15 protein-coding genes are annotated in these 15297 nt (G+C 64.1%); 9 read left to right on the top strand and 6 right to left on the bottom strand.

Annotated elements, in window-relative coordinates; translation table 11 throughout:
* Window positions 1-128: 128 nt before the first annotated feature.
* From AC1VON_RS13550 to AC1VON_RS13565, 4 genes are read right to left on the bottom strand one after another with little or no spacing between them, the layout of a single operon-like run.
* Window positions 129-476 (bottom strand): RidA family protein, encoded by a 348-nt coding sequence (locus AC1VON_RS13550; protein ID WP_140769515.1) that lies wholly within the window; start codon window positions 474-476, stop codon window positions 129-131.
* A 40-nt stretch (window positions 477-516) separates the two neighbouring features.
* Window positions 517-1323 (bottom strand): SDR family NAD(P)-dependent oxidoreductase, encoded by an 807-nt coding sequence (locus tag AC1VON_RS13555; protein WP_483123342.1) that lies wholly within the window; start codon window positions 1321-1323, stop codon window positions 517-519.
* On the bottom strand, window positions 1316-2128 hold the full coding sequence (locus AC1VON_RS13560; RefSeq protein WP_483123343.1) for a shikimate dehydrogenase family protein: 813 nt from the start codon (window positions 2126-2128) through the stop codon (window positions 1316-1318). The genes AC1VON_RS13555 and AC1VON_RS13560 overlap by 8 nt, the downstream gene beginning before the upstream one ends.
* 4 nt (window positions 2129-2132) lie before the next feature.
* Window positions 2133-3023, bottom strand: a complete 891-nt coding sequence (locus AC1VON_RS13565; protein WP_483123345.1) for a 2-hydroxy-3-oxopropionate reductase — start codon at window positions 3021-3023, stop codon at window positions 2133-2135.
* A gap of 119 nt (window positions 3024-3142) precedes the next feature.
* Here AC1VON_RS13565 and AC1VON_RS13570 point away from each other — a divergent pair, with 119 nt between their 5' ends.
* From AC1VON_RS13570 to fghA, 3 genes are all read left to right on the top strand, one after another.
* Window positions 3143-3907, top strand: coding sequence for an HpcH/HpaI aldolase family protein (locus AC1VON_RS13570; protein WP_483126328.1), 765 nt, complete (start codon window positions 3143-3145; stop codon window positions 3905-3907).
* Between the two features lie 14 nt (window positions 3908-3921).
* Window positions 3922-5139, top strand: coding sequence for an NAD(P)/FAD-dependent oxidoreductase (locus AC1VON_RS13575; protein ID WP_483123346.1), 1218 nt, complete (start codon window positions 3922-3924; stop codon window positions 5137-5139).
* A gap of 315 nt (window positions 5140-5454) precedes the next feature.
* On the top strand, window positions 5455-6312 hold the full coding sequence (fghA, locus tag AC1VON_RS13580) for an S-formylglutathione hydrolase (RefSeq protein ID WP_172351674.1): 858 nt from the start codon (window positions 5455-5457) through the stop codon (window positions 6310-6312).
* 47 nt (window positions 6313-6359) lie between these two features.
* Here fghA and AC1VON_RS13585 read toward each other — a convergent pair whose 3' ends face one another.
* Window positions 6360-7643, bottom strand: coding sequence for an NAD(P)/FAD-dependent oxidoreductase (locus tag AC1VON_RS13585; RefSeq protein ID WP_483123348.1), 1284 nt, complete (start codon window positions 7641-7643; stop codon window positions 6360-6362).
* 167 nt (window positions 7644-7810) lie between these two features.
* On the bottom strand, window positions 7811-8914 hold the full coding sequence (locus tag AC1VON_RS13590) for a histidinol-phosphate transaminase (RefSeq protein WP_483123350.1): 1104 nt from the start codon (window positions 8912-8914) through the stop codon (window positions 7811-7813).
* 231 nt (window positions 8915-9145) lie between these two features.
* Between AC1VON_RS13590 and AC1VON_RS13595 the strand changes: the two genes are divergently transcribed.
* The 6 genes from AC1VON_RS13595 (at window position 9146) to AC1VON_RS13620 (ending at window position 15290) form a co-directional block, all read left to right on the top strand.
* Entirely contained in the window at window positions 9146-9919 is a 774-nt protein-coding gene (locus AC1VON_RS13595; protein ID WP_483123352.1) for an SDR family NAD(P)-dependent oxidoreductase, read from the top strand.
* 82 nt (window positions 9920-10001) lie between these two features.
* Window positions 10002-11324, top strand: a complete 1323-nt coding sequence (gene hisD, locus AC1VON_RS13600) for a histidinol dehydrogenase (RefSeq protein WP_483123354.1) — start codon at window positions 10002-10004, stop codon at window positions 11322-11324.
* A gap of 15 nt (window positions 11325-11339) precedes the next feature.
* Window positions 11340-12365, top strand: a complete 1026-nt coding sequence (locus AC1VON_RS13605; RefSeq protein ID WP_483123355.1) for a zinc-dependent alcohol dehydrogenase — start codon at window positions 11340-11342, stop codon at window positions 12363-12365.
* A gap of 31 nt (window positions 12366-12396) precedes the next feature.
* Window positions 12397-13128, top strand: coding sequence for a histidine utilization repressor (gene hutC, locus AC1VON_RS13610; RefSeq protein ID WP_483123357.1), 732 nt, complete (start codon window positions 12397-12399; stop codon window positions 13126-13128).
* Window positions 13129-13390: 262 nt separating this feature from the next.
* The gene (locus AC1VON_RS13615) at window positions 13391-14398 is read left to right on the top strand and encodes an ABC transporter substrate-binding protein (RefSeq protein ID WP_172353044.1); all 1008 of its coding nucleotides are present in this window, start codon (window positions 13391-13393) and stop codon (window positions 14396-14398) included.
* A 28-nt stretch (window positions 14399-14426) separates the two neighbouring features.
* On the top strand, window positions 14427-15290 hold the full coding sequence (locus AC1VON_RS13620) for an ABC transporter permease (RefSeq protein ID WP_483123359.1): 864 nt from the start codon (window positions 14427-14429) through the stop codon (window positions 15288-15290).
* The last annotated feature ends 7 nt before the right edge of the window (window positions 15291-15297 follow it).

Genomic DNA, 15297 nt, shown 5'->3' on the forward strand with positions numbered 1-15297 from the left:
AGCAAAAGTGTAAACGGTTCTCCGTCCGGAATTGCGCCAAAAACAAAGAGTTAGAGTGGTTCGTCGTCTCCGTGAAACGTGAGCTGCTCTAACCAGATTCGCGATGATGCCCGAACCGGCAGGACCATTCAAACTGCCGCGGTGACGATCAGCTCGACCAGCATTCCGGGCTTGGCCATCCGTCCTTCGCCGGAAGAGCGCGCCGGCGCATGTTCTTTCGGTATCCAGGCGTCCCAGACGGTGTTGACCTCGTCGAAATCCCTGACGTCATCCAGCCACATCTGGACGTGCAGGATGCGGGTCTTGTCGGTACCTGCCTTGGCCAGCAGTGCATCGATCTTGCCCAGCACCTCGCGCATCTGGTCGGCGGCGGACTGGCCCGGTCTCGCGACCTGGCCGGTGAGATAGAGCGTGCCATTGTGGATGACACCATGGTGGATGCGGGTGTCGAAGTCGAAACGCTTGATATCGCTCACGGGTTGTCCTTGTCGGTTTGCCGGCATCCGCCGGCCGGGGTCAGTTTGCCGGCGTGCGCCGGATGGGATTGCCTTGCAGGTATTGCGCGTAAGGCGCCTGCACGAGCCAGCCGGCGTCGACAGGCAAGGTGACGCCGGTTATCGATGCCGCACGATCCGAGCAGAGGAATAATGCCGCCTCGGCAACGTCGCGCGGCTCGACGAAACGGCGCAGCGCCGTGGTCGCCTGGATGGCTTCGGGGTTTCGCTCGCCTTTGGCGATCCTGGCTTTCAGCCCATCGGAAAGCGTGTAGCCGGGCGCCACCGCGTTGACGCGGACGCCGTGCGGGCCGAGTTCTGCCGCCAGGACTTGGGTGAGTGCCAGAACCGCATGCTTTCCAGGCGTGTAGGCTGGTAGCGACAGCGGCGCGAAGGAGGCGAGCGAGCCGACGTTCAGGATGGCGCCGTGCCCGGCGGCCGACATAAGCCGACCGAACACCTGGCACCCCAGCAGCGTGCCGCGATAATTCACCCGCCACATCTTCTCGTCCTCGTCCAGATCCTGATCGAGCACATGCTTGCCGCTCTGCAGGATGCCGGCGCAGTTGATTGCGACTTCAGGCGTGCCGAACGCAGCGCTGACGGCCTGCGCCAGCGCCTCCACCGAAGCGGCTTCGGCGACATCGGTCTGGACGAACAGAGCGCGCGGTGCGCCCGCCGTCTCGCAGGCGCTGGCCGCCTCCTTGCCTCGTGTCGCGTCCCGGCCGGCGACGACAACCTGGTAGCCGTCCTCGGCGAAGCGCAAGGCGATCGCGCGGCCTATGCCCGAAGTGCCGCCGATGACGACGGCCGTCATTGTCTCAGCCATGGCCGCGGTCCTTGCGCTCGATGTCGAAGAATTCGGCCATGGCTTCAACCTGGAAGTCCATCATCGGGCGTCCAGGCTGGACGCGGCAGCCGATCTCCTTTGCCGCCTTGAGCAGCGCCGTCTCGGCCGGCTCCATGATGATGTCGACGACCGTCATGTCAGGCGTCAGCTTCGTCACATCCATGGGCAGCGGATCGGTAGCCTTCAGCCCGGAAGGCGTGGCGTTGATCGCCATGTCCATGCCAGACGGATCGGGCTGGCCGATCTCGATACGGCATTTTGGAAAGGACTTGCCGACCAGCGCGGCCAGCTTCTCCGCGCGTCCCCTGTCGATGTCGGTCAGCCGGATCTCCGCTGCGCCTTCCTCGGCCAGACAGTAGGTCAGCGACGCGCCGGCGCCGCCGGCACCGACCTGGAGGATGCGGCGGCCGGCAATCTGGTGCCCGCCAGCCTTGAGGCCGTCGATGAAGCCGACGCCGTCGAAATTGTCGGCGTACCAGCTTCCATCGGCCTGGCGGCGCACGGAATTGGCGCTCTCAACCCGCGCGGCGCGGTCATGCGCGGCGGAACATTTGTGGTAGACCGCGACCTTGTACGGCACCGAGATGATGACGCCGCGGATGTTCTCGGCCGCCGTGATGCCGGCCCAGAAGGTCTCGAAATCCTCCGGGCGGCAACTCAGCGGCACCATCAGGCTGTCGAGGCCCTTCTGCTCGAAGATTTCGTTGAACATGCCGGGGCTCTTGGCATGGCCCACGGGATGGGCCAGCATGACGAAGATATCGGCCTTGCCGGTTCCGCGCATCGATTTATTCCTTTCCGTTTGACAGTTCATGGTCGCTCAGCATCTCGAGCGCCTTGACGAGGGACGAGTGGTCGGCTTCCGCGCCGCCTGTCCGGGCCGAGCAGGCATTCATAAGCTGCTGCGCCACGGCGGTGTTCGGCAGGGCCACGCCAAGCGCGCGGGCGCTTTCGAGCGCGAGATTGAGGTCCTTCTGGTGCAGCCGGATGCGAAAGCCCGGTGCGAACGTGCGGGCAATCATGCGCTCGCCATGCATGTCCAGCACGCGAGAAGCGGCAAAGCCGCCCATGAGCGCGCTGCGCACTTTGGCCGGGTCGCAGCCGGCCTTGCTGGCGAAGACAAGCGCTTCGGCCACGGCTTCGATGTTGAGCGCGACGATGATCTGGTTGGCGATCTTGCAGGTCTGTCCGGCGCCATTCTGTTCGCCGATCAAGGTGATGTTCTTGCCGAGCGTCTCGAAGATCGGCAGCGCCCGTTCGAACTCAGCGGCCGGCCCTCCAACCATGATGGTGAGCTTCGCCGCCTTGGCGCCGACCTCGCCGCCCGAGACCGGCGCGTCGAGATAGCCGGCTCCGGTCTCGCGAACCTTCGCCGCGAACTCGGCCGTGGCGATCGGGCTGATCGAGCTCATGTCGATCACCAGCTTGTCGGCCGATAGTCCCTCGACGACGCCGTCCTTTCCCAACAGGACGCGCTCCACGTCAGGGGTGTCGGGCAGCATGGTGACGATGATCTCGGACAGCCGCGCCACCTCGGCTGGGGAGGCGACGACCGATGCCTTCAGGTCGCTCGGCAGGGGGGAGCGGTTCAGAACCGTCATGATCTCATGCCCGGCAGCGGCGAGATGGCGCGCCATCGGTGCACCCATGACGCCAAGCCCGATGAAGCCGATCTTCATGTTCAAACTCCCAAGCAGACCCCGCCAGTGAAACCGGCCTTGCAGCCAAAGTTAGCCATATGATATAGGACATCATACAAATTTCAATGGACCTTATTTGGCTGGAGACCGATCGCGAAATGCAGGAGCGCAGCAACACATTGAAGGCCGCCGTAACGGTCGGTCGGGCTCATATCGGCATCTGGTGCTCACTGGCTTCGGCCCTCACCACGGAGATCGTCGCCGGCTGCGGAGCCGGTTGGGTGCTGATCGACGGCGAACATAGCCCCAACGATCTGCGCAGCATCATGGCGCAGCTTCAGGTCATGGGCGGCTTCGACAGCGAGGCCGTCGTCAGGCTGCCGTCCGACGATTCCAATCTGATCAAGCAGGCGCTCGATATCGGTGCGCGCAGCCTGATGATCCCCAATGTGCGGACCGCCGAGCAAGCCCGCGCCATCGTTGCGGCCATGACCTATGCGCCCGGCGGGTTTCGCGGCTATTCGGTCGGTCACCGCGCCAACGCCTTCGGCCGCATCGCCGGCTACCACGCCAAGGCGCGTGAGCAGCAGCTTCTCGCCGTGCAGATCGAGGATGAACTGGGTGTTGCCAATGCCGCCGAAATCGCGGCCGTTGATGGCGTCGATGTCCTCTTCGTCGGCCCCGGCGACCTCTCCACCAATATGGGCTCGATGGGCAATCCGGGTGCCGCGCATGTGCAGGAGGCCATCGCCTCGGTTCGCAAGGCCGCAAAGGCAGCGGGCAAGGCCAGCGGCATATTGGCGCCGGCAAAGGCCGATGCCGACCGCTATCTCGCCGACGGCTTCACCATGGTTGCCGTCGGCTCAGACCTTGGCCTTTTGGCTCGCGGCTCGGATGCGCTGATCGCTTCATTCAACCAGTAGACCGGAGACAGACCGTGGCAATTCCTCCCTACAAGGCGCCGTCGCGCACCGCCTACGACATCGTCATCGTCGGCGGCGCGGTTGTCGGTTCGTCGACGGCCTATTGGCTCAGCCAGGCGCTGGGCAATGGCGCATCGATCCTCGTGGTCGAGCGTGACTCGAGCTACACCTTTTCTTCGACGGCGCTCTCCACCAGCGCCATCCGCCAGCAATATTCCAATCCGATCAATGTGAAGATCAGCCAATTCGGCATCGACATCATCCGTGGGTTTCCGGAACGGATGGCGCCCTTCTACAAGGATGAGCCGGCGCCCGATCTCGGCTTCAAGGAATATGGCTATCTCTACTGTTGCTCGCCTGAAGGCGTGGAAGCGGCGCGCGAAAGGGTGGATCTGCAGCGTAGCCTCGGCGCCCACACGGTCTTCCTCGAACCCGGCCCGTTGAAGGAACGTTTCCCCTGGCTGAACGTCGATGATCTCGGCGGTGGCTCCTGGGGCTCGCGCGAAGAGGGCTGGTTCGATTCCATGGGCCTGCTCAATGGGTTCCGCCGCGCCGCGCGCGCCAGCGGCGTCGAATATATCGACAACGCCGTGACCGCACTGGATGTCACAGACGGACGCGTCGTCTCGGCGCGTCTGGCGACCGGCGAGACGATTTCCTGCGGAACCCTGGTCAACGCCGCCGGCCCGCGTGCCCAGCAGGTCGCCGCCATGGCCAACCTGTCCATCCCGGTCGCGCCCTACAAGCGCTACAGCTTCGTCTTCGCCAGCGCCAATCCGATCCCCGGCCGCATGCCCAACGTCATCGACCTCTCCGGCACCTTCGTGCGGCCGGAAGGCGAGCTTTTCCTCACCGGCAACACGCCGCAGGGCGACGGCCCAGCCGACTATGACGACTTCGAAATGCATTTCGAGGAGTTCGACGACTATATCTGGCCGTCGCTCTGGCATCGCATTCCGGCCTTCGATGCGCTGAAGGTCCAGACCAGCTGGACCGGCCATTACGAATACAACATGCTCGACCACAACGGCATCGTCGGCTTCCACCCCGAGGTGAAAAACTTCATGTTCGCCAATGGCTTCTCCGGGCATGGGTTGCAACAGTCGCCGGCCGTGGGGCGTGCGGTCTCGGAACTCATCGTCCACGGGTCTTTCCAGACGCTCGACCTGTCGCCGTTCTGCTACGAGCGCATTGCGCGCAACGAGCCGTTCCTGGAAGAAGCTGTTATTTGAGGCGAGGGGTCGTCTGGGCTTTGCCCGGCCTGGTGGCGGCGAATCCAATGCATTCGATGAAGACTGGACAAAGATCGCTTTCGAGTATTCGGCCGATCTCAAGCCATCCATCGTCAGTGTCGTTACCCGCACCACGTCGGCCGACTCGGACGCCCGAACCGGCACTGGGTGACGGTCAATGGCTTGGCCCTTATGGGGATGATTTTCGGCCGCCGCCTGGCCTGGGAACCATGGTCCAATCCATCAGGGTTGCCGCGCTCCCGGCCCATGCCGTAGACAGGCGGCCGTGAAGGACGTTTGGCGGAGAAGAAACACATGTCGGACCGGATGAAGACCATCTCCTCGGCCAAGTCGCATGGCGGCGTGCAGGGCGTCTATTCCCACGCTTCGGATGTCTGCTCCTGCGACATGATTTTCGCCGTCTTCGTGCCGCCGCAGGCTCGCGAAAAACCTTGTCCTGTCGTGTGGTACCTCTCCGGCCTTACCTGCACCCACGCCAACGTCATGGACAAGGGTGAGTACAGGCGCATGGCCGCCGAGCTTGGCCTGATCGTTGTCTGTCCCGACACCAGCCCTCGCGGCGCCGACATTCCCGACGAGAAGGACAATTGGCAGTTCGGCGCCGGAGCCGGCTTCTACCTCGATGCGACGCAAGAGCCCTACGCCAGGAACTACCGCATGTATTCCTATGTCGCAGAGGAATTGCCGGCGTTGATCGCGCGGGAATTTCCGGCTGACATGACGCGCCAGGCGATCTTCGGCCACTCGATGGGCGGGCATGGCGCGCTGACGATCGCGCTCAAAAATCCCCAACGTTTCAAAAGCTGCTCGGCCTTCGCGCCGATCGTGCAGCCGAGCACCGCCGGCTGGTCGCGGCCGGCTTTCGAAAAGTATCTCGGCGCGGACGAGACATCATGGCGGCCTTACGATACCACCTTGCTCATCGAGGATGGCCACCGTTTCCCGGAGTTTTTCGTCGATCAGGGAACGTCGGACGGATTTCTCAATGATGGGCTGAAGCCCTGGCTTCTGGAGGCTGCCTGCGCCAAGGCTGGCATTGCGCTGACGCTGCGCATGCAGGATGGCTACGACCACTCGTATTTCTTCATTTCGACATTCATGGACGACCATCTGAGATGGCATGCCCAAAGATTGTCTGACCTGAAAGCATAGTTTTTCTCGCGATCCCGTGAGCCGTCAGGCCGTGCGGGCTCACCGCGTCAGATCCCGAACCGGTCCTTCAGCCGCCCGGAAAGGATCGCGGCCTTCACCCCGAGCGGCCAGAAGCGGTGAAACCGGATTGGCTGGAGCGGCGATATCGGCATGGGAAACAGCGACGTCTCGTTGCCTCGCAGGCGCCGCGCCAGGGCAGCCCCTATTGCCGATGCCATGGCGACGCCACGGCCATTGTAGCCAAGGCAGATCAGGACGCCGTCTTCCGGCTCGTGAATGTGCAGAAGATGGTCCTTGGTGATCGCTACCCGGCCGTTCCAGCCATGTGTCCAGCGAACCCCGGCAAGCGCTGGCCAAAGTCGCAGCGCATAATCGGTGAGGTAGCGGATGGCGGAAGCATCTCCGATGGGCCTCATCGGTCCCCGGCCGCCCATGAGAAGACGGTTCTGGGCGTCGATGCGGTAGTACACGGTGATGTTGCCGGCCTCGTAGACGACAGGCCTGTCGGGGAGAATTTGGGTCGCGACCGTCGGTGAAAGAGGTTCGGTCGCCGCGATCGCGCTGAACACCGGAACCAGCGACTGCTGCAGGCCCGGCCACAGGGTTCCGGTATAGCCATTGGTCGCGACAAGCACTTTCTCGACGCTGATTGAGCCGTTCGCGGTTTTGAGGACCCATCGCCCGGCCTCCCGCTTCAGCGAGACGACTTCGCTGCCGCCAAATATCCGCGCGCCGGCGTCCCGCGCGGCGGCTGCCAGGCCAAGGCTGTATTTCAGAGGGTGGAGGTCGCCGCCGCGGGCATCGCACATGCCCGATATGTAGCGATCGGTTCCGGTGCGCGCCGCCATCGCCTGTGCGTCCAGCATTTCGACCGGCATTCCCCGCCGCACGCATTGCGCGGCCGTGGTCCGTACGGCGGCTTCCGGCTTCGGCCGGATGGCCGCGCGTATGGTGCCGTTCTGCCGCGCCTCGCAGGCGATCGAGAGGCGCCTGATAAGACCGAAGGTGAAATCCGGCGCACTGTAGGAGAAATCGATCATCGGTGGCCCAAGCTCAGGGCCGAACATCGCCTCGATCGTGTCGGGATCGTATTTGAGGCCGGGATTGACCTGACCGCCATTCCTGCCCGACGCGCCCCAGCCCGGCTGTCGGGCCTCGATCACGGCAACGTCGTCGCCGGCTTCCGCCAGATGCAGGGCGGTCGAAAGGCCGGTGAAGCCACCGCCGACAATCGCGACCCTCGCCCGCCGCGCGCCGGCGAGGGCAGGGTAGTCGCCGGTGCCGCCGGCCGTTTCGCGGTAGAGGCTCTTCGGTGGGTTGCTCTCAAGCATGCTGGGCATCGTCAAGGTGACAGGGAAGAACACAGGTCCGAGAGGCTGGACGGAAGCCGTCGGGCGAAAGGGGATGCGCCACCTGCGAAAAACTCCATATTGCAACGGCAGACCGTCGGATATCGTGCCCGGTGCGCGCCAGGCAATTCAGCATGGCTTTCGGGAAATCACAACAGCTGCGACAGCGCCGCCATGAAGTGGTCGTTCTCCGCTGGCGAGCCGATGCTGACACGCACGTAGCTGTCAAAACCTTCCTGCTTCCATGGTTTGACGATGACGCCTTCGCGCAGCAGGCCTTCGACGAATGCGCTGGCATCTTGCCCGCAGTTGAAGAACAGGAAATTGCCTCGGGAACGGGCGACTTCGAGGCCCTTGCTCGCCAGGAAATTCTCGAGACGCGCTCTCTCCGTCCTGGCCAGTGCGACAACCTTGGCGAGGTGTTCCTCATCCGCGAGCGCGGCCAGCGCGGCCGCCTGCGCAACGCCATTGGCGTTGAACGGTGTGCGCACCCTGTCGAGCAGCGCACGCAATTCCGGATCGCCGACGATGCCGAAGCCGATCCGCAATCCAGCCAGGCCGAACGCCTTGGAAAATGTCCGCAGCACGATCCAGGGCCGGTCGCGTTCGCTGAGGTAACGCAGTGACGAGGCATAGTCCTCACCTAGCGCATATTCGGCATAGGCTTCGTCGATGACGATCAGAGTCTCCTCACCGACGGCATCCAGCACCTTCGACAGATCGCTGCCGGACAGCCAACTGCCGACCGGGTTCATTGGGTTCGAAAACAGCAGCATGCGGGGCCGCTCGCGCACCGCCTCGATCAGGGCTTCGACGTCGATAGTAAGGTCGTCGTTGACGGCGACACGCTTGACGCGCGCGCCCATCAGCGTCGCATAGTCCTCGTGCAGCGGGAACGACGGATAAAGCGTGACGATGGTATCGCCGGGCCGCAACACCGCGCGGCTGATGACGGAGAGCAAGTCCTCCGACCCATTGCCGAGGATAATTTGGTCCTCGTTGAATTCATATCTCGCGGCGATGGCCTGGCGCAGTGCGCGCCCGGCCGGATCCGGATAGAGCCGGAACATCTCGCCGCCGGCCTGCATCATGGTGGCGAGCGTCGGGCTCGGGCCTAGCGGGTTTTCATTCGAGCCCAGCTTGGCGATCCTGGCTGGAGCGTATCGCTGCATGACTTCGGCGATGGTCAGCCCGGAATTGTAAGGCGACAGGCGCGTAACCTCGGCTCGGACCATATTCGCGGCTTTTGACACGAGCGGGCTCCTCTGCGGCCATGCGACGGACTCCCGTCATCGACCGGGTTTCTCAAACACTGGATTTCGCTGCATCGTCCCCGGGGGCGAGCCGGGTCACCGACAGGCGTGCGGGTGCGGCGAATTTTGACAGGAGTAGCGTAGCCGAAACAGTTTGTACATGCTTGTATATGGAACCTGATCTGATAGTCTCGCCATGCAAGCGGAGCCGACAGCGGCAAGGAGGATCACATGCGCAATGCTTCTCTGTTCGATCTTGCCGGCAGGAAGGCGCTGGTCACCGGCGCCAGCCGGGGCATCGGCCGCAGCATCGCCGAGGCGCTGAGCGCTGCCGGCGCCGATGTCGCGGTCACCGCGCGCAGCCTGGCCTCGCTTGAGGAGACGACAGCAGCGATCCGCGCGGCCGGCGGGGTTGCGCATGCGGTTGCCCTCGACGTCACCGATGTCGATCGCTGCCGGACGGCCACCGCCGAGGCTGCAAGCCTGCTTGGCGGTCTCGATATCCTTGTCAACAATGCCGGGATGGAAGAGGTCAGGCCCTCGCTCGACGTCGACGAGGCGCTGTGGGATCGGATCGTCGATACCAATCTCAAGGGCGCGTTCTTCTGCGCCCAGGCGGCGGCGCGACAGATGCGCGACGCCGGGCGTGGCGGCGCCATCATCAATCTCTGCTCGCTGACCTCGGAAGTCGGCATCCCCACCGCGGTGCCCTATGGCTCGTCGAAGTCAGGCCTGCTCGGCATGACGCGGGCGCTTGCCGCGGAGTGGGCCGATCTCGGCATCAGGGTCAACGCCATCGCCCCGGGCTATTTCCGGACGGCGATGACCGATGTGTTCTACAGCAACGAGGCATGGCAGAAATCCATGCTCGCCAAGATTCCGCAGCATCGCTTCGGTGATCTCGGCGATCTGCACGGCGTTGCCGTGTTCCTTGCCTCGGACGCCGCGGCCTACATAACCGGCCAGTCCATTCCGGTGGATGGCGGATTCCTGGCATCGATCTGAGGCAGCTCGCCACAGGTTCGAAATCAACGTCTTCCGCAACGCAACCAGCCGGCAGGTTGCGTTCCAACAAAGAGGAATACCCATGTCCGATATCAGCTTCCACGATCTGTCATCGCTCGATGCCACCCAGCGGGCCGGCCTGCTGAAACGCGCCGAGGCCGATCTGTCGGTCTTCGTCGAAAAAGTCCGCCCGATCATCCAGGCCGTCAAGGACGAGGGTGACGCCGCGCTGATCCGCCTTGCCAGGGAACTCGACAAGGCCAAAGTCGCCGAAGGCGGACTGCAGGTCTCGGAAGCCGAGTTCGACGCGGCCTTCGACAAGGTCGAAAAGGATGTCGTGGAAAGCATCGGCTTCGGCATCGACAACATCAGGCATTTCCATGAGGAGCAGAAGCCGGAGACGATGTGGCTCAAGGAAGTCCGGCCGGGTGCCTATGCCGGCGACCGATACACGCCGATCGCCTCGGTCGCGCTTTACGTACCGCGCGGCAAGGGCGCCTTTCCGTCGGTGACGATGATGACGTCGGTCCCGGCGGTCATTGCCGGCGTGCCGCAGATCGCCATCGTGACACCGCCGACATCGGACGGGTCGGTGGATGCGGCAACGTTGGTCGCGGCGCGCCTAGCCGGCGTGCACACCGTCTACAAGTGTGGCGGCGCCCAGGCCGTCGCCGCCGTTGCCTACGGCACCGAAACGGTGAAACCCGCGCTCAAGATTGTTGGCCCCGGTAGCCCGTGGGTGGTGGCGGCAAAAAGCGTGCTGTCGTCGATCATCGACACCGGTCTTCCGGCCGGCCCGTCGGAAGCCATCATCTTTGCCGATGAAAGTGTCGACGGCGGCCTTGCCGCGCTTGACCTCTTGATCGAAGCCGAGCACGGGCCGGATTCCTCGGCCTATCTGGTGACGCACAGCCGCAAGGTCGCCGAGGCGGCACTCGCCGCACTTCCGGAACACTGGTCGCGGATGACCGAACAGCGCGTGGAGTTCTCACGCGCGGTGCTGACGGGAAAGCGCGGTGGCATCGTGCTGACCTCGTCGCTGGAAGACAGCTATCGCTTCATCAACGACTATGCGCCGGAGCATCTGGAAATCCTGTCGAAGGAGCCGTTCGCGCATCTCGGGCACATCACCGAGGCGGCCGAAATCCTCATGGGTCCGCACACGCCGGTGACCCTTGCCAATTTCGTCCTTGGGCCGAACGCGGTGCTGCCGACCAGCCGCTGGGCGCGTACCTATGGACCGCTTTCGGTGACGGATTTCGTCAAGCGCTCGTCGGTCGGCTATGTCACCTCGGCCGCCTACCCGGAACTGGCGAAGCATGCCCGCAGGCTCGCCCGCTACGAGGGCTTCAGCTCGCATGAAAACGCGGTCTCGGAGATCCGCGACCGCTACCTCGCCGGCTGAGCGGAGACGATGGCGATGAAGGCGGCACGGCTTTATGGACCCGGCGATCTGCGGGTGGAGGACATCACCGCGCCGGGCGCGCCGGATGCGGGCTGGGTGAAACTCAGGGTCGACGCCGCCGGCATCTGCGGTTCGGACCTGCACAATTTCCGCACCGGACAATGGATAAGCCGCTCACCTTCGACGGCCGGCCATGAACTGACCGGCACGGTGATCGCGCTCGGCGAGGGCGTCGACACCATCGCCGTCGGCGACAGGGTGGTTGCCGATTCCCGCTTCTGGTGCGGGGACTGCGTGCAATGCCGTGCTGGCCGGCGCCATCTCTGCGCCTCGCTGGGCTTCGTCGGCGAGGTCTGCGACGGCGGCTTCGCCGAGCAGGCGGTGTTGCCCGAGCGTCTGCTGCATGGTGTCGATCCAGCGATTGACGAGCGGGTCGCCGCGATGGCCGAGCCGCTTGCCGTGGCGCTGCACGCGGTGCGGCGTCTGCCGAAGACGGCAGGCTCCGTGCTTGTCGTCGGCTGCGGGCCGATCGGTGGTCTTGCCGCGCTGCTGCTCTCCCGAACCTTCCCTGGCACCGTGCTTGTCGCCGACCGCAACCAGGCGCGCTGCGCCCGCGTGGCAGGGGTGACCGGCGCAACAATCGTCGACCTCGACCGCGACGCCATTGCCGCCGCGACCGCCAATGCGCCGCTGCTGGCGGCCGTCGAGGCGACCGGCAGCATCGCCGCGTTCACCCAGTTGCTCGGGGTTCTCGATGCCGGCAGCGCGGTGGCGATGGTCGGCATCTTCCATGGCCGTCTCGACATCGATCCCAACCTTCTGGTCGAACGCGAGATCGCGCTGCTGGGGTGCCATGCCTTCGCCGACGAACTACCCGATGCTGTCGGGATGCTGGGTGAATTGAGCGAGCCGCTGCTGGCCCTGATCGATCGCGAGATCGGCCTCGACGACATTCCGGCCGCCTATGAGCGGCTGTTGGCGGGGGAGAGCGATGGCTTGAAAACAATCATCCGCATGCGGCAACCTGTTGAGCCGGCGTGATTTCCGATAAATTGCCGGAAAGGATTTTGAAATGATCGATTTGCCCGATACGGCAAGCCCCCTTTACGAGAAGGTGAAGGACTACATCCTGACCAACATCGGATCGGGCAAGTGGGGCAAGGATCGCAAGCTGCCGTCCGAGAACGAGCTGGTGGTTTCGCTGGGTGTCTCGCGCATGACGGTTCACCGCGCCTTGCGGGAACTGACCGCGGCGGGCTTCCTGATCCGGCTGCAAGGTGTGGGCACCTTCATCGCGCCGCCCCGGCCGCAATCGACGCTGATCGAGATCAACAACATCGCGGCCGAGATCGTCGAGCGCGGCAACCGGCATCGCTCGGAAGTCCTCGTGCTGGAAACCATCACGCCGACAAAGGAGCTTGCGCTGTCCTTCGAGTTCCCGAAGCGTGTGTCGATCTATCACTCGGTCGTCGTCAATTTCGAGAACGATCTGCCGGTGCAGCTGGAAGAGCGCTTCGTCAATCCGAGCCTGATCCCCGACTACGACAAGCAGGATTTTTCGAAGACGGCGACCTACGACTACCTCATGCATAAGACCCCGGTGACCGAGGTCGAGCACATCATTTCCGCCATCCCGGCCGATGCCGAGACGGCGCGGCATCTCAACATCGATGTCGGCAGCTGCTGCCTGTTTCTGCACCGCCGGACATGGACGGGCGCGATCGTCGCCACCATCAGCAAGCTGACCTATGCCGGCAGCCGCTACTCGCTCGGCAGCCGCTATTCCCCCACCAAGACCAACTGACGGCAGCAGGGCGAGTGCGTGACAGATGGCGGGAGGCTGATGGGCCGAATTGGCAGGAAATCTATGCCAGTCTAACTTGTATATGCATGTATGTATTTTAGTCTTGACATCCGCTGCCGCTGACGCTGAAATATCGCTGCACTTCACCATGAAGTGGTGGGCAAGACGCCGAGGCACAGTGCCGCGAGAGCAGAAACCCGCAGTCTCACCAGACCGGATGCCTGGGTAAAAAAGCGGTCTGATCATCAAGGGGAACTGGATGATGCGTAACCTAGCAGCACAATTTCGCGCGCTCATGATGGCCGCCGCCATCGGGCTCGCCGCCGCGCCAGCGGCCCACGCGGCCGATGCCGCCATTCCCACGACGCCCGAGGCCGGATCGTTCAAGATCGGCATCGAGCCCTGGCTCGGCTATGGCCAGTGGCACGTCGCCGACGCCAAGGGCCTGTTCAAGGCGAACGGCCTGCCGGACGTTCAGATCGTAAACTTCGCCGAGGACAAGGACATCAACGCCGCTTTGGCCAGCGGCCAGCTCGACGCGGCCAACATCGCCACCCACACGGCGATGGGCATGGTTGCCGCCGGCCTGCCGGTGAAGATCGTGCTGCTGCTCGATGTCTCGATGACGGCCGATGCCATCATCGCAGGCAAGGACGTCACCACCATCGCCGACCTCAAGGGCAAGCAGGTCGCCTTCGAGGAAGGCACGACGAGCGACATCCTGCTCAAATATGCGCTCGCCAAGAACGGCATGTCGATCGACGATGTGAAAGCCGTTCCGATGCCGGCGTCCGACGCCGGCGGCGCCCTGATCGCGGGGCAGGTGCCGGTCGCGGTCACTTACGAACCATACCTCACCGTCGCCATGGCGCAGAACAAGGACGTCAAGCTGCTGTTCACCGCCGGCGAGGATCCCGGCCTGATCAGCGACGTGCTGGTGGTGCGTGACGAGGTGATCAAGTCCCGGCCCGGCCAGGTGCTGGCGATGATCAAGAGCTGGGACGCCGCACTCAAGGATTACAACGCAGACACGCCCGGCGGCCGCGCCATCATCGCCAAGGCCGTCGGTTCCGACGTCAAGGACCTGAACACCGCTTTCGACGGCGTGCGCTACTACTCGCTGGCCGAAAACAAGACGGCGCTCACCGGCGATTTCACCACCAAGACCTTCGCCGACGTCGAGGCGGCGGCCAAGAACGCCAAGCTGCTGCAGGCCGACGTGACGCCGGAGCAGATGATCGACCCGTCCTTCGTCAAGGCGGCGCAATGACCAAGGCCGGATCGCGGTGGTAACGCAGATGCCCGCGGAGCCTCCGGCGAAAACCGGCCCGGCGCGCCCCACGCCAGCGGCGGCCACGAAACAGGCGAGGCGCCGCCGATCCTCGGGGATCGGCGTCCCCATAGCGAGGTCGCGTTTCCTGATGATCGCGGTGGCCGTCTTTGTCGGGCTTGGCCTTGCCTGGTGGGCGGCGACCGGCCTGGAATGGGTGAAGCCGATCTTCCTGCCGTCGCCCGGCAGCGTCGCGACCCAGATCGCCAAGCTCGCCACCGACGGCACGCTGTGGGTGGACCTCACGGCCTCGGCGTATCGCATTTCCATCGGCTTCCTCATCGCCTCGGCGCTGTCGATCCCGATCGGCGTGCTGATCGGCAGTTTCCGCTCCTGGGAAGCGGCCATCGAGCCGCTGGTGGATTTCATCCGCTACATGCCTGTCGTCGCCTTCGTGCCGCTCTCCATCCTGTGGGCCGGCACCGGCGATACCCAAAAGTTCCTGATCATCTTCATCGGCACTTTCTTCCAGCAGGTGCTGATGATCATGGACAATGTGAAGCGGGTTCCCGCCGATTTCATCGGCCTTGGCCGCACGCTCGGCCTGCCGGACCGCAAGATATTGACGCGCATCGTGGTGCCCAGCGCCTTGCCGGGCATCTGGGATACGCTGCGCATCAGCCTTGGCTGGGCGTGGACCTGGCTTGTACTGGCCGAACTCGTCGCGGCGACGTCGGGGCTTGGCTATCGCATCACGGTGTCGCAGCGCTATTTCCAGACCAACACCATCATCGGCTACATCCTGCTGCTCGGCCTGCTCGGTCTCATCACCGATCAGGTCATGAAGGCGCTGGAAAAGGTCCTGTTCCGCCAGGATGGCCATTCGCAATGAGGAACCG

The sequence above is a fragment of the Mesorhizobium sp. HAY1-8B genome, assembly GCF_056868045.1.